At 43.7% G+C, this 17,253-nt stretch carries 18 protein-coding genes; 11 read left to right on the forward strand and 7 right to left on the reverse strand.

Annotation, left to right across the window (positions count from 1 at the left end; translation table 11 throughout):
- Positions 1-67: 67 nt before the first annotated feature.
- Together ACI0FF_RS08785 and ACI0FF_RS08790 are read right to left on the reverse strand one after the other, a co-directional pair.
- Entirely contained in the window at positions 68-562 is a 495-nt protein-coding gene (locus ACI0FF_RS08785; RefSeq protein WP_419796496.1) for a MarR family winged helix-turn-helix transcriptional regulator, read from the reverse strand.
- 129 nt (positions 563-691) lie between these two features.
- Positions 692-883: a (2Fe-2S)-binding protein gene (locus tag ACI0FF_RS08790; RefSeq protein WP_419796497.1), complete on the reverse strand. Its 192-nt coding sequence runs from the start codon at positions 881-883 to the stop codon at positions 692-694.
- A gap of 410 nt (positions 884-1,293) precedes the next feature.
- Between ACI0FF_RS08790 and nosZ the strand changes: the two genes are divergently transcribed.
- The 10 genes from nosZ (at position 1,294) to ACI0FF_RS08840 (ending at position 11,782) form a co-directional block, all read left to right on the forward strand.
- Positions 1,294-3,591, forward strand: coding sequence for a Sec-dependent nitrous-oxide reductase (gene nosZ, locus ACI0FF_RS08795; RefSeq protein WP_419796498.1), 2,298 nt, complete (start codon positions 1,294-1,296; stop codon positions 3,589-3,591).
- 76 nt (positions 3,592-3,667) lie between these two features.
- Complete coding sequence (locus tag ACI0FF_RS08800; protein WP_419796499.1) at positions 3,668-4,390, forward strand: c-type cytochrome; 723 nt, start codon at positions 3,668-3,670, stop codon at positions 4,388-4,390.
- 24 nt (positions 4,391-4,414) lie between these two features.
- Entirely contained in the window at positions 4,415-5,119 is a 705-nt protein-coding gene (locus ACI0FF_RS08805; RefSeq protein ID WP_419796500.1) for a c-type cytochrome, read from the forward strand.
- A gap of 109 nt (positions 5,120-5,228) precedes the next feature.
- Complete coding sequence (locus ACI0FF_RS08810; protein ID WP_419796501.1) at positions 5,229-6,515, forward strand: hypothetical protein; 1,287 nt, start codon at positions 5,229-5,231, stop codon at positions 6,513-6,515.
- Between the two features lie 51 nt (positions 6,516-6,566).
- Positions 6,567-7,868 carry a nitrous oxide reductase family maturation protein NosD gene (nosD, locus tag ACI0FF_RS08815; protein WP_419796502.1) on the forward strand — a complete coding sequence of 434 codons (1,302 nt, stop codon included), beginning with the start codon at positions 6,567-6,569 and terminating at the stop codon, positions 7,866-7,868.
- A complete protein-coding gene (locus ACI0FF_RS08820) occupies positions 7,868-8,614 on the forward strand; it encodes a 4Fe-4S dicluster domain-containing protein (RefSeq protein WP_419796503.1) in 747 nt (248 codons plus the stop codon). The genes nosD and ACI0FF_RS08820 overlap by 1 nt, the downstream gene beginning before the upstream one ends.
- A complete protein-coding gene (locus tag ACI0FF_RS08825) occupies positions 8,611-9,588 on the forward strand; it encodes a NapH/MauN family ferredoxin-type protein (protein WP_419796504.1) in 978 nt (325 codons plus the stop codon). The genes ACI0FF_RS08820 and ACI0FF_RS08825 overlap by 4 nt, the downstream gene beginning before the upstream one ends.
- A gap of 1 nt (position 9,589) precedes the next feature.
- On the forward strand, positions 9,590-10,456 hold the full coding sequence (locus ACI0FF_RS08830) for an ABC transporter ATP-binding protein (protein WP_419796505.1): 867 nt from the start codon (positions 9,590-9,592) through the stop codon (positions 10,454-10,456).
- Between the two features lie 4 nt (positions 10,457-10,460).
- On the forward strand, positions 10,461-10,952 hold the full coding sequence (locus ACI0FF_RS08835; protein WP_419796506.1) for a nitrous oxide reductase accessory protein NosL: 492 nt from the start codon (positions 10,461-10,463) through the stop codon (positions 10,950-10,952).
- A 2-nt stretch (positions 10,953-10,954) separates the two neighbouring features.
- Positions 10,955-11,782 (forward strand): ABC transporter permease, encoded by an 828-nt coding sequence (locus ACI0FF_RS08840; protein WP_419796507.1) that lies wholly within the window; start codon positions 10,955-10,957, stop codon positions 11,780-11,782.
- Here ACI0FF_RS08840 and ACI0FF_RS08845 read toward each other — a convergent pair.
- Genes ACI0FF_RS08845 through ACI0FF_RS08865 form a run of 5 tightly spaced genes read right to left on the reverse strand, consistent with a single transcriptional unit; the run spans position 11,760 to position 15,065 of the window.
- Positions 11,760-12,203, reverse strand: coding sequence for an SRPBCC family protein (locus ACI0FF_RS08845; RefSeq protein ID WP_419796508.1), 444 nt, complete (start codon positions 12,201-12,203; stop codon positions 11,760-11,762). The two genes, ACI0FF_RS08840 and ACI0FF_RS08845, sit on opposite strands and share 23 nt — an antisense overlap.
- A complete protein-coding gene (locus ACI0FF_RS08850) occupies positions 12,200-13,072 on the reverse strand; it encodes a bile acid:sodium symporter family protein (protein ID WP_419796509.1) in 873 nt (290 codons plus the stop codon). The genes ACI0FF_RS08845 and ACI0FF_RS08850 overlap by 4 nt, the downstream gene beginning before the upstream one ends.
- Positions 13,073-13,093: 21 nt before the next feature.
- Complete coding sequence (gene ubiE / locus ACI0FF_RS08855; protein ID WP_419796510.1) at positions 13,094-13,810, reverse strand: bifunctional demethylmenaquinone methyltransferase/2-methoxy-6-polyprenyl-1,4-benzoquinol methylase UbiE; 717 nt, start codon at positions 13,808-13,810, stop codon at positions 13,094-13,096.
- A complete protein-coding gene (locus tag ACI0FF_RS08860; RefSeq protein WP_419796511.1) occupies positions 13,807-14,379 on the reverse strand; it encodes an SCO family protein in 573 nt (190 codons plus the stop codon). Before ACI0FF_RS08860 ends, ubiE begins: the two co-directional genes overlap by 4 nt.
- Positions 14,380-14,390: 11 nt before the next feature.
- Positions 14,391-15,065 (reverse strand): c-type cytochrome, encoded by a 675-nt coding sequence (locus ACI0FF_RS08865; RefSeq protein WP_419796512.1) that lies wholly within the window; start codon positions 15,063-15,065, stop codon positions 14,391-14,393.
- A gap of 249 nt (positions 15,066-15,314) precedes the next feature.
- Between ACI0FF_RS08865 and ACI0FF_RS08870 the strand changes: the two genes are divergently transcribed.
- Positions 15,315-17,249 (forward strand): PrkA family serine protein kinase, encoded by a 1,935-nt coding sequence (locus ACI0FF_RS08870; RefSeq protein WP_419796513.1) that lies wholly within the window; start codon positions 15,315-15,317, stop codon positions 17,247-17,249.
- The last annotated feature ends 4 nt before the right edge of the window (positions 17,250-17,253 follow it).

Here is a 17,253-nt window from a genome sequence, read left to right on the forward strand (position 1 = left end):
CAGGTGGACAATAGGCGTTAACGGGGGAAGGAGTGACCTTGAGTGGTTGAGACTCTTGGTCAGGGGGCTACAGTAAATTCATCATCCAATAAGCTTGTTCTGGTAGTTCGAATAAGTAACAAAAACTTCCAAAACCGGCCTTTAGGTTGGTTTTTACTTTCCTTAAAAGGCGTACAAGGTCGTATTGCTCTTCCTGTGTTAAACCATTTTCGGCAACAGATTTTATTTCATGAGAGACTGTATCTAGTTTCTCAAGTAAAGGCCGTGCCTCTTCGTTGAGATACAGTCGTACAATACGGCGATCTTGCGCATCTTTAAGACGATGAATGAGTTCTTTTTTTTCCATTCTATCCAGTAATCGACCAGCTGAAGAGCGATCAATTTCAAGACGGGCAGCTAGCTCAATTTGGGAAATGCCAGGTGATTCTTCCAAAAGAGACAGAGCAACCCAAATTTGACGCGTCAAATTGTAGGGGCTAACTTTCCCATCAATAATTACCCGTAACTGGTGGGCAACGTCGTGAACCAGTAGAGGAACTATGTTTTGTTTTTGGTTTATCATGGTAATAATGTTGTAATAACAACAAAAGGGATTGCAACAGAATATTTAACATGACTGCTATGCGATTTCGTAATGCCTTGCTCGCAAGAGTACTCTGACATAAAGGGAGGATTACGGAGGAAATGTGAGTTATTCTGCTGCGAGTAACTGGTCTGAGGGAGCGATATCTTCTTCGATGAAATTGCGCATGCAACCAATACATTGTGCACAATCAGGTTTACACCCATGTGCCTTAAATATACGCCCTACAGTGTCAGCGCCACCTTTTATAGCGTTACGAACTTCTTTTTCACGTAATCCATTGCATACGCAGACGTACATTTGAGAAAACCCTCCTCCTGTGGATGAAAGAAATATGGTGCGATTGATAATGATTGTCAATATAAATGATAATCACTCTTACTTGCTTTTTGTTGGCAGTTGGTTTTGTTCTTTTTTTTAATTATTTTAAATTCTTGCTTTGGATCGCTAACCAGGAGCATTCACTCTGAGGAGTCGTAAGAATCCTAAGTAAAATGACAAGTGGAAGTTGTTGTTTTGAAAATTAGAGTTTCGAAAAGTATAAGATAAAACAGTATTTTAATGACGTTCTTTCTTTTTTTGACCAAGATCAATTTAGAAGTTCAGGCGGGGATGTAGCTTACTGCCATACACCTGTTTGCATGAGCATTCTGGGTGGGGGTGTGTTTGGATTTTCCAAGCATGTATAACTATGGAATCGAGGTGGCTCCATGATTCAAAAAATTGGGAAGACTCTGGGCTTCGCTGCTTTAGCTCTTGGTATGGGCTTGGCATCGTCTCAGGTCGCGGCGCAAGATAATCTTGAGAAAGTCATGAAAGAACGTGGCTTAACTCAAAAAGATGTTTTGGCAGCTGCAAAAACTTATACTCCGACCGGTGGTCGTGATGAATTTGTCGCGTTCGCTTCTGGCGGGCAAAGTGGTCAGGTAATCGTATACGGCATTCCGTCTATGCGCATCCTGAAGTATATCGCTGTATTTACGCCGGAACCGTGGCAGGGCTATGGCTTTGATGATGAGTCAAAGGAAGTTCTTGCGCAAGGTCGTATTCACGGTAAAGACATTACTTATGGTGATACTCACCACCCGGCTATTTCAGAAACAAACGGCGAATATGATGGTAAGTTTCTCTTTATCAACGATAAAGCGAACCCGCGTATTGCTGTAATCGATTTGCATGATTTTGAAACAAAACAAATTGTTGTAAACCCGATTATGAAGTCAGAACACGGCGGTGCATTTGTATCACCGAATACTGATTACGTTATTGAAGCATCTCAGTATGCAACTCCGTTAACACATGATTATGTGCCGCTATCTGAATTTAACGATAAATATCGTGGTGCGGTAACTTATTGGAAATTCGATCGTAAAGCAGGCCGTATCGACGAGTCTAAATCTTTCTCTATTGAATTACCGCCGTACAGCCAGGATCTTTCCGACTTCGGTAAAGGCCCGTCTGATGGTTGGTCATTCACTAACTCCTTCTGTACTGAACGTTACATCGGTGGTATCGAAAATGGCCGTCCTCCGTTTGAGGCTGGTTGTTCTCAGAAAGACACTGATTTCGTTCATATGGTTAACTGGAAAAAAGCAGCTGAACTGGTTGCTGCCGGTAAAGCGGACAAAATTAACGGCCATGACGTCCTGTCAATCGACACAGCTGTTAAAGAAGGCATCCTGTTCCTTATTCCGGAACCGAAGTCTCCGCACGGTATGGACGTAAGCCCGGATGGTAAGTTCTTTATCGTTTCCGGTAAGCTGGATACGCATGCTTCTGTTTACAGCATGGAAAAAATCTTCAAGCTGATCGAAAACAAAGATTTTGCAGCTAAAGATCCGTATGGTATTCCGATCCTTGATCTGCAAAAATCGTTGCATACACAAGTTTCTGTTGGCTTGGGCCCGCTTCATACACAATATGACGCTACGCCTTGTGTTGTTTACACATCTATCTACGTAGACAGCCAAGTTACCAAATGGAACTACTGTGAAGGTAAAGTTCTGGACAAGATCTCCATCCATTATAACATCGGTCACTTGATGACTATGGAAGGCGATTCTGTTAAGCCGCAAGGTAAATACCTTGTTTCATTGAATAAACTGGCAATTGACCGCTTCCAGCCTGTTGGCCCGCTGCACCCGCAGAACCACCAGCTGATCGACATTTCCGGTGAAAAAATGGAACTGTTGTACGATATGCCGCTTCCGTTAGGTGAGCCGCACTACGCGGTTGCTATTAAAGCTGAGCGTCTGAAGCCGGTTAACCGTTACAAAGTGGGCTGGAACAGCCGTAAAGACGAGAAATCTGCATATCGCGCTCGTCCGGGTCGTGAGAAAATCGTTGAAGAAAACGGTGTTGTTCACGTCTACGGTACTTTGATCCGTTCTCACATCACACCTGAGATTGTTGAAGTTGAAGAAGGCCAAACAGTCTCCTTCCACCTGACAAACTTGGAACGTGCGGAAGACGAAACTCACGGCTTTGCTGTGAACGAGTACAACGTCAACCTCTCTGCTGAACCGGGTAAAACTGTTTCTGCAACATTCGTGGCTGACCGTGCTGGCGTATTCCCGTACTACTGTACTGAGTTCTGTTCAGCTCTCCACCTGGAAATGCAAGGTTACCTGTTGGTTCGTCCTAAAGGTACAAAAGCTTCTGGTGGTGCAGTTGACGAAGGTCAGACTTACACTGCGGATGATTACACTAAACAGGTTAAAACCAATAACGATACGCAAGCCGTTATCGATAGTGTAGTTGCTTTCATCACAAGCCGTAACTTCAAAGATTTCGCACCGGTTGTCGCACTTGTAGAAGATGCAACAGACCAGTTGAACTTCGCTGCTGATGCGAAGAAGAAATCTGAAGATTATGCTGCGAAGAAAGATTTCCACAATGGTACTTTGTGGGCACAGCAATGGTTCCAATATCAGGTTAAAGCTGCAGACATTGGTCTGCGTGCGAAAACTTACCTGGAGCAGAACGGTGCTGTAGAGGTCAAAAAATAATTTAACCTCGACTTTTGGAGGTGGTCGTTACTGACCACCTCCAATTTTCTTTAATACTTTTATTTGGAAGACGGTTATGAAATTATTCATCAAAACCACTTCAGCCTTGATTGCGCTTGGGGTTTCTGCAAGTTTTGCTATTCCCGCAGCGCACGCTTCCGCCGACAAGGTGATTGAAGTTGCTGCTGCTGAAAAGACGAAAAAGAAGAAACACCCAGGTCAAAAAGTATATATGCGCAAAACCTGCATGGCTTGTCATGGCAAAGGTGGTGCAAAAGCTATTTTAGATTACCCAAATCTTGCAGGTCAAAATGAAAAATATATGATCGCGCAAATTACAGATATTTTAAATGAAAAGCGTGTTGCTAGCCCAGATGCCAATGGTAAACCCCGTACTGAAGGTATGCGTGGTGCATTGGTGACAGCAGAAGGTGAACACCGTATTTCTGCAGATGAAATTAAACTGGTTTCGGAATATCTTGCGGAGCTCGCGCCAGTGGCCCCTAAAGCACCGAAAGAGCCAATTTCAGCAGAAGACCTTGAAAAAGGTAAAAAACTGTACAAGAAGCATAAATGTCAGACTTGTCACGGTAAAGACGGGAAAAAACCGACAAACAAGGCTTATCCTTATGTCGCCGGTCAAAAAAGCAATTATATTGTGAATCAAATGACCGACATCAAAGAAAAAGTTCGTACGAACTCTAAAAGTAAAATGATGGTCTCCTTCGTTAAGAAGTTATCAGACGAAGAAATCAAACTGATCGCGGACTACCTGTCTCAGGTTGACCGCACGAAATAACCCCTCAAGTAAATGGAGTATTCCATGTCTATTAAGAAGACCGTATTGTCAGCTCTACTCGCTGGCTTGATTGCATCGCCTGCAATGGCTTGGAACGAAGGTGGTGGGGAGCAAGACTCTGCATTGCACCTGACACCGGACCGTGAAAACGGTATTGAAGTTTATGAAGTTTGTTCTGCTTGTCACTTGTTAGAAGGTTGGGGTACCGAAGATGGTACATTCCCGCAGCTTGCTGGACAGCATTTTGAAGTTATCATTAAGCAGCTTGCTGATATTCGTGCCGGTAACCGTGATAACCCGACAATGTACCCATTTGCACTGGAAAGTGAGATCGGTGGGGCACAGTCATTGGCTGATGTCGCTTATTATATTTCACAATTGCCGATGAACCCAGACAATGGCAAAGGTCCGTGGGAAGAAGGTACGCCGGAATTCGAAAAAGGCAAGAAACTATATGCAGATAACTGTGTTCGTTGTCACGGTGAACGCGGTGAAGGCATGAAAGATAAGTTCTATCCTTTGATCCAAGGTCAGCATTACAAATATATCATTCGTCAGTTCGAATGGATCCGTGATGGCAAACGCCGTAACGCAAATCCGGATATGGTGAAGCAAATTGCAGAATTCAGCGATGAAGATATGGCACAAGTAATCAATTACGTTTCCCGCCTCTCTCCGCCGAAGGATAAAGTGGCACCTCCGGGTTGGCAAAATCCTGACTTCGAGTAAGCCAGTAAAGTTTAAGAACCCGGTTTTCTCCATTTAACCGGGTTCTTTTAAGTCTATTTTAATTCGAAAAGTATCATATTTAAGTGATTCTAGGGAAGGCAGTAGCCCAATGAATGACGAGCAACAAACTAAACGCGGACTGGTCGCGCGGGGCCTGACTGTTATCGCGCTGGCCCTTATCGCCATACTTTATTTTCAACCGACATGGTGGGTGGCTCTTGAAGCCCCTCAGTATCCGCCGGAAGCATTTCCGGATGGGGTTCGGATTAATTTCCATACCAATGGCGTTTTTAATGGTTGTAGCGCCCTTAATAGCAAAGAGGTGTTGGAAATTGAAGTCCTTGATTGTGTCCATGAAATGGATGCGATTAACCATTTTGTTGGTATGTATCCAATCGCATCCGGTGGTGTGGTTGAAAAAGGTTTTTCTCAATTCCTTTTCAGTATGCTTGGTGTCATGCTGGTTGGGTTCTTAATCTTTAAATCTCGTATTCGTACGATTGTTATGTCTGCAGGTTTCGTTGCGATTGGTATATGGATGTATATGTCCTTTTATACCGCTAACGGGATTGCGTTATTGAACTCAGGCTACGTCAGTGCCTTGGTTGTCTCGCTTGGACATGGGAATGAGGAAGAAGGCGAAGAATTAAGCCCGATCATTGCAAAGCTAAAAGATTCATTGATGGACAGTGGCGAGAGCAGCCTTGCAACGCGAGACGAAGTAAACGATACCTTGGAACGTAGCGGCCAAACAGAACTTATTGATATTTTGGCAAAACTTCACAAAGGCAGTGAAGAAGCTAAACCCAAATCTCTCAAAGAAATCCTAGAAGAAGCAAAAAATAAAGGGCATGGCGGCAAAGACGCGAATATTGAAGTCTTAAAAGCTTCTTTTGAAGCAGATCAAGCTCGCCAGCCTTTTGCAGTGCGTGAACAATGGACGGGTTCATTGCAGCAGGTCATGTTCTGGCATTATGAAAAAAGCTTGGGACGTTGGTTTAACAATCAGGCTGAAATCAAGCCGCTAGTTGCAACAATGACGACTGTTGGAACGATTGTCTTCTGGGGTGTTATTGCGGCAATGGTCTTTATGGTCGTTGCAACCATGAAAAACGGCAGTTTATTCTATTGGCTGCTTCCCGGTATTCCCGCATTGCTACCTGTCTTTTTCTTGATTGAATACGCTGGTTGGCTTTGGTGGTATGGGCACAGTCTAAACGATATGGGTGCCTTTACGCTGAAACCCTTCATGCCGACGGTGTTCGGTCAAGGGAAGGTCGCGCAATTTGTAACATTGTCATATCCGTCTATCGGCTTTGGTATGATGTTGGGCGTCTTGGTATGCATGCTGCTCGCGATGTTGTTGCGCAGAAAGCATATTATTGAAGGTGAGTAGCGTCGCATATTGTGAGGAGCGATGATTAAGCACTGGACATATTTGACGGTAATGTTTGTAGCAGTCTTTTGGGCTGCTACAGGCATTGCTGCACCGACCCTTCAGGAACTCATTAATGAGACCGAAGAGGGCGGCATTCTTATACCCCCACCGGGGGTGTATAACGAAAACATTAAGATCTCCAAGCCGATAACACTGGAAGGGCAGGGGAAGGTGACAATTGATGCTGGTGGTGTTGGCACGGCATTAATTATTGAAACGGACGGCGCAAATGTTAGCGGCTTAACACTTCAAAATTCAGGTACTTTGCATAATGATGTTGATGCAGGTATCCATGTCCGTGGCAAATACAACGTTATCAAAGATAACAAGATTCTTGATTGTCTGTTTGGGATTGATCTTTCTCAATCAAACAATAACCTTGTGAAACGCAACCTTTTTATATCTAAAGATCTTTCTTTAGGCTTGCGTGGAGATGCGGTTCGTCTGTGGTATAGCTTCGACAATGAGATCACAGACAATGAGATTGCCAACTCTCGAGACTTTGTTGTGTGGTACAGCGCGAATAATGTGATTGCGCGCAATGATATTCGCAATGGGCGATATGGCCTCCACTTCATGTATGCCAAGTACAACCGGGTAGAGGATAATAATATTCACAAAAATACAGTCGGGATTTTCCTGATGTATAGTGATGATGTGGTCATTCGTGGTAATAAAATTTACCATGCGCTTGGTGCAGCAGGCATGGGTATTGGAATGAAGGAATCATCCAATATTGATGTTGTGGATAATGAAATTTTATATTCCAGTACAGGTCTTTATTCTGACGTTTCTCCTTTTCAACCTGATACGACAAACCGGATTTATCGCAATACGCTTGCGTTCAATCGGATAGGCATTAACTTCCTGAATGACTGGAAGGGGAATATTTTAAAGGACAATATCCTGCGCGATAATATCCGCCAAGTTTCTGTTGCTAATTTTGCCAGTGCAGCACGTAATGTCTGGGAAGGCAACTATTGGGATGATTATCAAGGTTTTGACAATGATGGTGATGGGTATGGCGATACTGCCTATCAACCTCAAGTCTTTGCGGACCGTGTTTGGATGGATGTGCCCGAAACCGCATTTTTTCTTGGAACACCGCTCTTGTCTTTGGTTGATTTCTTAGAAAGATTGGCTCCTTTTACCCAGCCTTTGACCATGCTCAAGGACGAAAAACCCCGTTTTAAGCGACAATTTGAATATGTTACGGATACGAAAACCGGTCAAATTGCCGATGAAGACGCCGGGACAACCCGCTATGACCCCTTTGGTCTCAGCAACCCCCAAATTGGGACGACAGATTAATGACGAAAAAAGTGAAACGCAATCCGAATAGTCCGGCAAGTAAGCGTGCGCGCCGTGAATTCCTGCGTGCAGCTGTTGCCGGTGCTGGTGTGACAGGGGTGGCTCTCGCAGGATGGTTTCCTGTGTCTAGTCATGCCGATATTCGATTACGACCACCTGGTGCAATCGCCGAAAAAGACTATTTGGCCTCCTGTATTAAATGTGGGCAATGTGTTCAAGTTTGCCCTGTTGAGGCACTGGTACTTGCGGATGTTCCAGACGGTTTTGGCCTTGGGGCACCCTATGTAAATGCACGTGAGCAGGCCTGTGATTTTTCGTGTGATGCGGTGCAATGTGTTCTGGCTTGTCCAACAGGGGCACTGAGCCATGATATTGATAAAAAAGAACAAGTGAAGATGGGCAAAGCCAAGCTGGTTCGCCCGGATGCATGTCTTGCCAGACAAAATAAGGGATTTAAAGGACAGGCCCGAGGTTTGGATTTTGAAGGACTTCATCGATATACCGAGGTGGATCGTTGGACACCGATCAAGGTTGCAGATTTTGATTATGATTTGGAAATTTGTGATCTTTGTGTACGTGAATGTCCCATCAAAGATGCAATTGAGCTGGTCCCGATGGAAAATGGTTCCGGAAAAACACCGGTTATCAAAGAGGCCTGTGTTGGGTGTGGTATGTGTGAAATGATATGTCCGGTAGAACCTGCTTGTATCGTAATGGAAGTTAATCCGATGGGGTCGTCAGTATGAAACGTCTTCTGAACTCATTGAAGTTGATGCTGGGGTTGGCAGCAACTCGTCCCGCTAAAGAAACATGGACGCCGGAAGCGCAGGAAATGCATGCCTACAAGAAATCGGCAGAACAAGTTGCAATCCGGCGTGAAGCGATTAAAGAAGAATTGGCTGCAGGTCATTCTTCAAAAAAATGGAAAATCCGTCGCTGGATTTCTATTGTTACCATTAATTTATTGTTTGTAATCTCATATCACTTTGATGTTCAACTCGTTGAAGGCGCTTTAACAGCATCTCGATTTGTTGGTTTTCATATGGCCGATTTGAACTCTGCCTTGCAGGTGACACTGGCATATAAACATATGGTGGTGAATCTTGTAATCGGAACCGTGACGGTATTTTTAATATGGTGGGCTTTGGGTGGACGAACCTTCTGTTCATGGGTCTGTCCTTATCATCTGGTCTCCGAACTTGGCGAGATGCTACATCTTAAATTGGTAAAATTGGGACTGGTAAAAGATCATCCGCTTGATCGTCGTTTGCGTACTGTCCTTTATGTGATTTTTGCACTGCTCGCCTTTATTACAGGATATACTGTTTTCGAAACCATCAATCCTGTCGGTATTTTAAGCCGTGCTTTTACCTATGGCGCGTCTTTAGCTTTGCTCTGGATTGGGGTTCTCTTCCTTGTTGAAGTTTTTTACTCTCGTCGTTTCTGGTGTCGTTATGCATGCCCTATTGGTTTGACTTATGGGTTTGTCGGTTCAATTTCCCCTGTTCATATCAATTATAATTTAGAGAATTGTTTACATGAAGGTGAGTGTCGTAAGGTATGCCTTGTGCCGCATGTTCTGGAAATTACAAAAATGGGATATGCGGATGATGTTAAAATTCAGGTTGGGGCGGATTGCACTCGTTGTGGAATGTGTGTAGATGTATGTCCAACGCAGGCTTTAACATTTAAAGTCAAAGGTTTGGATGGGATGCTCTGATATGACGAAAACGTTGATCGACGTTAAAGATGTGACCAAGGTTTTTAAAAAACAAAAAACACTGGATAACCTCTCGCTCAAGATTAAATTGGGTGACCGTATTGCTTTGGTTGGCTCGAATGGGGCGGGTAAAACGACGATTATTCGTTGCCTTCTCGGCGAATATACCTTTGATGGAGAAGTTTTGTTTGACGGGATGGATCCACGAAAAAACCGCGAAGATGTTTTGGGGCGCATCGGGTTTGTTCCTCAAATCCCACCACCTTTGCGGATGCCAGTACATGATTTGGTGAATTATGTGGCAAAAGCCTGTAACAGCGATACGACACAAATTTCTGAAATTGCGACACGTATGGGACTGGATATTTTCGAAATCGAGAAAAAGCCCTTTATGAAGCTGTCAGGCGGCCAAAAACAAAAATTGTTGATTGCGATGGCTTTGGGGCGACCTTGTGACTTGTTGGTTTTTGATGAACCAACCGCCAATCTGGATCCGGCGGCACGGCAAGTTTTATTCGATTTATTGGCAGAACGCGCTGATAAATCGATGATTATTTCTTCACACCGTTTGGAAGAGGTCGCAGCCCTTGTGAACCGTGTTGTGGAAATGGACCGTGGTCGTATTGTGCTGAATGACCATGTAGAGGATGCAGTTGGAACGGCGGGGCGTTTACAGTGTCGTGTGGTAATTTCAAAGTATGTCGAGGCTTTCGAAAAAACGATCTCTGAATGGAATTTTACCAGCCATGATAAAAAGGAATGGATTGGTGAAGTCGGTGGACCTGATCGTTTGCGTTTTTTAGGAACGCTTTCCAGATATGTCGGCCTTGTAAAAGCCGTTCATATGGATGAAGCCGGAGAGGCATAACATTATGAGAAAATGGTTTTTCCTATTCGTGCTTCCTTTATTTCTTCTTGCTTGTAACGAAGAAAAAACGGGCCCGGTCGATGTTCATTATGATCGTGATATGTGTGAACGCTGCCGTATGATTATCAGTGAGCCCAAATATGTAGCTCAGGTCCGTGGTGGTCCGAACAAACAGGTTTGGAAGTTTGATGATATCGGGGATGCCGTTACATGGTTAAACGATAAACCATGGGCCGGGGATAAAGAGACAGAAATTTGGGTGATGGACTATACCAGCGGGACGCAATGGGTGGATGCTCGTAGTGCGTATTTCGTACCAGGGTATTTGTCGCCAATGGCCTATGGTTTTGCGGCGTTTAAAGCGGAACGACCAATGAGCGTAGATTTTAAAACTATGCTGGAGAAGGTTTTGAAAAAGAAAATTACGATTAACTGTGATCCGCTTGATCCGCAACATTCTAAGTTAACAACAAGTAATAAGAAACGGAGAGCCTAGGTATGGCTGGTTTATGGTTAACCGCAAAGCTGGATATTTCTGAATCACTTCGGGCCAAGTGGTTCTTTTTTTACGCATTGATTTTTGGTGGCCTGGTTGTTGGGCTGCTGGTTTTTGGTGTGACGGAATCTCGTATTATGGGAATTACGGGATTGTCGAGACTGTTGGTTACATTTATCCAAATTACGATGGCGATTTTACCGATTTTTGTACTTCTTTCCACAGTACGTTCCTTGGCTGGGGATCGCGAAGCGGGTGTATTTGAATACCTGCTTGCTTTGCCGGTGACCTTGGGAGGATGGTATTGGGGTAAATTTCTTGGGCGTTTTATCGTAGTCTTTTTACCTGTCTTTGTCGCAATGTTTGGTTCTGTCCTCTACGGACTAATTGCAGGACTTGATATCCCGTGGTTCCATTTTATTTACTACACATTATTGGTGATATCGGTATCAGCCTGTTTCCTTGGTATCGGTTTTATGACTTCAAGTTTGGCCCGTTCAACGGATGTATCGCAAGCGGTCGCGTTTTTGACATGGCTGCTGATGTTGTTGTTTCTTGATTTGATTTTGCTGGGGTCCATTATCAAAGCACATGCACCACCAGAAACGATTATTGCAATTGCATTGGCCAACCCACTCCAAACGTTTAGAACGGCTTCTATGATGCTGTTTGATCCCGAATTGATCCTGTTAGGCCCATCTGCTTATGTGATTTTGGATAGTTTTGGTCATGCCGGGTATATGGCTTGGTCTGTGCTTTATCCCATTGTTCTGGGGGGAATTTCAGCAAGTGTAGGCTTCTGGGTCTTTAGGCGTGGTGATTTGCCCTAAGATATTCTGCGCGTTTTAAGAAAGCTCGTTCGGTCTGTTGGGCAATATCACCCAGTATGGCATGAACGAGCTTTTCTAATATTGGGATACTACTTTCAAACCCGATTTCAAAAGAAACGTCTGTCTTTTCATCATTGATAGGTGTGAATTGCCATAACACATCTAATTTTATTCTGTCTTTCGGGTCCGCCATGATGTGAATACAGTGTTCCGGCTGTACGTGCGCAAAAGTGATGAATCTATAACTGATAGGTCCCCATCGATATAGATTTTCGACACGCCATTGTGTTGAGGGTTTATCTTTAATGCGCGCAGCGATGCAATGGGGCAGAAAGGTTGGGTAATTTTCAACATCTGCTGCGATTTGAAACAGCAAAGTGCATGGGTGAGGGGCGATAATTTTGCGTTTCTCACTAATCATTTACAAGTAGATGTTGCTGGTTTTGAAAACGTGCGTCGGATAAACCAGATGAATACTGCTGCACTAATATTCATGGTTAAGGCATAGATAATTGCAGGAACCATCAATTTAGGATCACCCAAAATATTAATGGCAATAAAGATGGCAAGCGCAACATTTTGTAATCCGCATTCCAGACTAATTGTTATGCGGTCTGGAGGAGAGCTACGCCATATTTGTGCACTGAAAAAGCCCAAAGCCATTGTGATCATATTCAACAAAATCATAAAGAGACCAATGTCCCAAAAATGCTGAGTAATATTATCTTTGTTGGCAATAAATGCGCCCGCGACAATAAGTGCAAAAATTAAAGTCGCGAGTGTGCGTATTTTGGGCTGTATTTTTTGGCAGAAAGAGGGGGCTTTGGCGTTCAAAAGCATTCCAATGGTAATGGGTAAACCTGTGATGAGAAAAATGCCGGCCATAATCTGATCAACGGGCATATATATTTCGGTGCAATCTCCTAGTAAAACCATCTGGGAAAGGCCTAAAATAATCGGCACAGTGATGATTGAGGCAAGGCTGGTGACAGCCGTCATGGAAACCGACAAAGCCCCGTTTCCACCCGCAAGAACGGATAGCAGGTTGGAGGTGATCCCCCCTGGGCATGCTGCTAAAATCATAATGCCAAAAGCAAATTCTTTAGGCCCTGTATAAAGCAAAGCGAGGAAAAGACCGATAAGTGGTAACAGCACGATCTGGTTTCCCAAACCAATCAACAGTGTTCTTGGGTGTCGAGCAATTTGTTTGAAATCATCCACGCGCAGACCTATACCGACAGCAAGCATAATAAAGGCAAGCCCCAGTGGAAGTAGCTGTTGTATGGTCATGTCGGCTTTCCGTTTACGAAGTTATTTGTTGCCCGTATGGATCGCAGCAATCCCGAATGATAAATTCTTATAGCCCACATTTTTGTAGCCGCAATCTACCATAATGGAAGCAAGAGCCTGCTGGTTCGGAAATTCACGGATAGATTGAATTAAATATCGATAAGCTTCTTTTTGACCGGCAATCATTGCCCCCAATTGTGGAATAACATGTAGAGAATATGCGTCGTAAAGAGGTTTCAACCAAGGTGCTGCTTCTGAAAATTCCAGACATAAAAAACGCCCCTGGGGTTTCAAGACACGATGAATTTCTTTTAACCCGGCATGGGGATCTGACATATTGCGCAAACCAAATGCAATGGAAAGCGCGTCTATACTATTGTCGGCAAAAGGCAGGGTTTCACCATAAGCTGCGACCCATTGAATAGGTTGCTTTTTTTGTTTGCTGGCAGACATCATACCCACGCAAGGGTCGCAAACAATCGATTTTGCCCCGTATTTGGTAAATGCAGCTGCCAAGTCACCTGTGCCACCTGCCAAATCAACAATAGTTTCCCCATATTGAGGGGTGAGCATGGAAACGCAGGTATGTTTCCACAGACGATGTATGCCCATACTCATAACATCATTCATGATATCGTAACGTGGCGCGACGATATTGAACATATCGCGCACCTCTTTACGATGTTTATCTTGTTGCTCAGTGCCTTGGGTAAAGCTTGTTGAAGGTGTATGCGTCACTGGTTTGCTTCCAGAATTTCCAGAATACGTTTGGCGATTTCTTCACCGGAAATGCCATGCGCGAATTTTGTGATGAAGATACCTGTTGGGCTCATGAAATAGAGACCTGCGCTGTGGTCGATCAGGTAAAATTCATCCTCTTTTCCCTTACTTTCCGGTGCAATGCTGTATTTGACTTTATACAGGTCTGCCGTGCGTTTGATAATGGCCTCAGGACCGGTTAAGCCAATGATTTTTGGATGAAAATTTTTGACATATTCGCGCAAGACGGTTGGTGTGTCGCGTTTGGGGTCAACGGAAATGAATAAGGGTTGGATTTCTTCCTTAAAGCCTTCTGTTTTTTCAAGAATATCCATTGCGTCAGCAACGTTGGATAAAGATGTTGGACACACATCGGGGCAGAAGGTATAGCCAAAAAAGATGAGACGGAATTTACCTGTAAAATGTTGATCTGTAACAACTTCATTGAAGTGGTTGTTCAAAAGCCAACGACCCCCAATTGTTTCTTCTGCATCAGCGCTTGTGGTGAAGGCAGATAGTGCAAGGATAAGCGCCAGTATTTTTTTCATTGTGTACTCCATTAATCATCCAGAATGGATAGGAAGGCGAGAATATTGTTTATATCATTGTCTGACAGGTCTGCGAATTTGACTTCCCAGTCTATATGTTGACGCGTCCCATCCTTAAAATCGTGCATTTGCTTTTTTAAGTATTGGGTATATTGCCCACGCAATCGAGGTTTATCGGTACGTCCAAACCCGTCTCGGCTATGACAAATGCGGCAGGCTTCCATGTAAATTCGCTCACCTTGATTGATATTGCCTGGATAGCGTCCGATTTGTACGATGCTTTTGCTTTGGCGTAAACGTTCCAATCCGTCAATTACTTCGGAGGATGGTGGGAGCTGGGACGGCAGGTCTATTTCAGAAAGGTAATGTGTGATGTCATGGACATCCTGTGGAGAGAGTTCTCGGTCGTTGGCATAAGGCAACATAGGCAGGTTAATACGTTCCCTAGATTTGAATGCTTCAATCTGGCGGGTCATATATTGTGGCGTAAGGCCTGCGAGACGTGGGTATATACCGCCTTTTCCACCTTGTCCTTTGCGCCCATGGCAACCCGCGCATAACTCATTTATATCTTCTGCATTTTCAACATCATATGTTGCTGTTTTCTGAAGTGCAACATCAGCGTATACATCAAGTGGATATAACCCCAGCATGACTACGCTGAAATGCCAAAATTTATGCAACATAATCATTTGCCTGCTTATCTGACAATTTTATCATATTTCTGTCCCAAATTAAGGAATGCAGCATTGATCTTAATCAAAATTAGTCTGCGCTAAAACGTCGTTTTTTTCTTTTTTTATAATTGCATGCATTGAAACGATAAATCCAATCCCCACCTCAATAGTAGGATTTGAATTCAATAACTAAGACGTGCGAAGCGTGTTGACGGACATTCCTAAAAACGGTTCGCGCCGAGAAAAAAGGAACGTGTCATGGAAGTCTTCGACTTATATTCCGAAATGTATGCGAAGGAACGTCAGGAAGAGCTGTCTCTGCAGGAATACCTGTTGGGCTGCCGTGACGACCCAATGATGTATGCCTCAGCGGCTGAACGTATGATTATGGCCATTGGGGAACCTGAATTGATCGATACCAATTCCGATCCGGTCTTGGGACGCATATATCAAAATAGAACAATCAAGGTTTATCCGTCTTTTAAAGATTTTTACGGGATGGAAGAAACCATTGAACGTATTGCAGGTTATTTCAATTATGCTGCGCAAGGTCTGGAAGAAAAGAAACAGGTACTTTATTTACTTGGTCCTGTTGGGGGCGGGAAGTCCTCAATCGCAGAACGATTAAAGGCACTGATGGAAGAGTTTCCGATTTACGTGCTAAAGGCAGGAGATCAAGTCAGTCCGGTTTTTGAATCGCCCCTGGGGTTGTTTAATCCGACCAAGTTCGCGGATTTATTTGAGGAAAAATATAACATTGCACGACGTCGTTTAAATGGTTTGATGTCCCCTTGGGCTGCTAAGCGCCTGCAAGAATTTGATGGGGATATTTCCCAGTTTACCGTTGTCAGAATGATGCCATCTAAGTTGCATCAACGTTGCGTTGCCAAGGTTGAGCCCGGTGATGAAAATAATCAGGATATCTCAACCTTAGTCGGGAAAGTTGATATTCGCCAACTGGAACATTTTAGCCAACACGATCCTGATGCCTATAGTTTTTCCGGTGGATTAAACCGGACAACACAAGGGATTATGGAATTTGTGGAAATGTTTAAGGCGCCTATCAAGGTATTACACCCATTATTAACGGCAACGCAGGAAGAAAACTATCTGGGCACGGAAAGTTTTGGGGCTTTTCCCTATCAGGGCATTATTCTTGCCCATTCTAATGAAAGTGAATGGGTCCAATTTAAAAACAATAAAAATAACGAGGCTTTTCTGGACCGGATTTGTATTGTGAAGGTGCCTTATTGTTTACGAGTAAGCGAAGAAACCAAAATTTATAAAAAACTTTTGGAAAATTCGCAGCTATCAACGGCAACTTGTGCGCCGGAAACATTGCGGTTAATGGCTCAGTTCTCTGTTCTGACGCGATTGAAACCACATGATAATTCCAACCTTTTCTCAAAAATGCGTGTTTATGATGGTGAAAACCTGAAAGATACGGACCCTAAAGCTCGTTCGGTGCAGGAGTATCGTGATATGGCCGGGGTTGACGAAGGGATGAACGGTATTTCGACCCGTTTTGCCTTTAAGGTACTTTCCCAGACGTTCAATTATGATACGGCTGAAATTGCTGCTGATCCTGTACATTTGATGTATGTGTTGGAGATGGCAATTAAGCGCGAGCAGTTTACTAAAGAGAAAGAAGAAGAATATTTAAACTTTATTAAATCCGAGCTTGGTCCACGTTATGCCGATTTTATCGGTAATGAGATCCAACGGGCCTATCTTGAATCTTATTCTGAATATGGTCAAAACTTGTTTGATCGTTATATCGCTTATGCAGATGCATGGATTGAAGAACAGGATTTCAAAGACCCGGATACGGGACAGATGTTCTCTCGTGATATTTTGGATGGTGAACTTTCCAAAACTGAAAAACCGGCAGGGATCGCCAATCCAAAAGATTTCCGAAATGAGGTTGTAAAGTTTGTTTTACGCGCAAGAGCGAACAATAAAGGTAAGAACCCGCTTTGGACCTCTTATGAAAAACTTCGTGATGTGATTGAAAAGCATATGTTCAATCAGGTTGAAGATTTACTTCCTGTGATTAGTTTCGGCACCAAAAAAGATGGAGAAACCGAAGCCAAACATGGTGAATTTGTCGAAAGGATGAAAGAACACGGATATTCCGAACGTCAGGTCAGACGACTTGTAGAATGGTATATGCGCGTTAACAAAGCGGGGTAATTGC

Source organism: Terasakiella sp. 4MB5A (genome assembly GCF_050058155.1).
GTDB lineage: Bacteria > Pseudomonadota > Alphaproteobacteria > Rhodospirillales > Terasakiellaceae > Terasakiella > Terasakiella halodenitrificans.

Excerpts from the sequence above, each read along its gene's own strand:
- ACI0FF_RS08835 (WP_419796506.1), top strand. The coding sequence starts at position 10,461 with ATGAGAAAATGGTTTTTCCTATTCGTGCTTCCTTTATTTCTTCTTGCT.
- ACI0FF_RS08820 (WP_419796503.1), top strand. The coding sequence starts at position 7,868 with ATGACGAAAAAAGTGAAACGCAATCCGAATAGTCCGGCAAGTAAGCGT.
- ACI0FF_RS08865 (WP_419796512.1), bottom strand. The coding sequence starts at position 15,065 with ATGTTGCATAAATTTTGGCATTTCAGCGTAGTCATGCTGGGGTTATAT.
- ACI0FF_RS08805 (WP_419796500.1), top strand. The coding sequence starts at position 4,415 with ATGTCTATTAAGAAGACCGTATTGTCAGCTCTACTCGCTGGCTTGATT.
- ACI0FF_RS08830 (WP_419796505.1), top strand. The coding sequence starts at position 9,590 with ATGACGAAAACGTTGATCGACGTTAAAGATGTGACCAAGGTTTTTAAA.
- ACI0FF_RS08870 (WP_419796513.1), top strand. The coding sequence starts at position 15,315 with ATGGAAGTCTTCGACTTATATTCCGAAATGTATGCGAAGGAACGTCAG.
- ACI0FF_RS08825 (WP_419796504.1), top strand. The coding sequence starts at position 8,611 with ATGAAACGTCTTCTGAACTCATTGAAGTTGATGCTGGGGTTGGCAGCA.
- nosD (WP_419796502.1), top strand. The coding sequence starts at position 6,567 with ATGTTTGTAGCAGTCTTTTGGGCTGCTACAGGCATTGCTGCACCGACC.
- ACI0FF_RS08840 (WP_419796507.1), top strand. The coding sequence starts at position 10,955 with ATGGCTGGTTTATGGTTAACCGCAAAGCTGGATATTTCTGAATCACTT.
- ACI0FF_RS08785 (WP_419796496.1), bottom strand. The coding sequence starts at position 562 with ATGATAAACCAAAAACAAAACATAGTTCCTCTACTGGTTCACGACGTT.
- ACI0FF_RS08860 (WP_419796511.1), bottom strand. The coding sequence starts at position 14,379 with ATGAAAAAAATACTGGCGCTTATCCTTGCACTATCTGCCTTCACCACA.
- ACI0FF_RS08790 (WP_419796497.1), bottom strand. The coding sequence starts at position 883 with ATGTACGTCTGCGTATGCAATGGATTACGTGAAAAAGAAGTTCGTAAC.
- ACI0FF_RS08850 (WP_419796509.1), bottom strand. The coding sequence starts at position 13,072 with ATGACCATACAACAGCTACTTCCACTGGGGCTTGCCTTTATTATGCTT.
- ACI0FF_RS08810 (WP_419796501.1), top strand. The coding sequence starts at position 5,229 with ATGAATGACGAGCAACAAACTAAACGCGGACTGGTCGCGCGGGGCCTG.
- ACI0FF_RS08800 (WP_419796499.1), top strand. The coding sequence starts at position 3,668 with ATGAAATTATTCATCAAAACCACTTCAGCCTTGATTGCGCTTGGGGTT.
- ACI0FF_RS08845 (WP_419796508.1), bottom strand. The coding sequence starts at position 12,203 with ATGATTAGTGAGAAACGCAAAATTATCGCCCCTCACCCATGCACTTTG.
- nosZ (WP_419796498.1), top strand. The coding sequence starts at position 1,294 with ATGATTCAAAAAATTGGGAAGACTCTGGGCTTCGCTGCTTTAGCTCTT.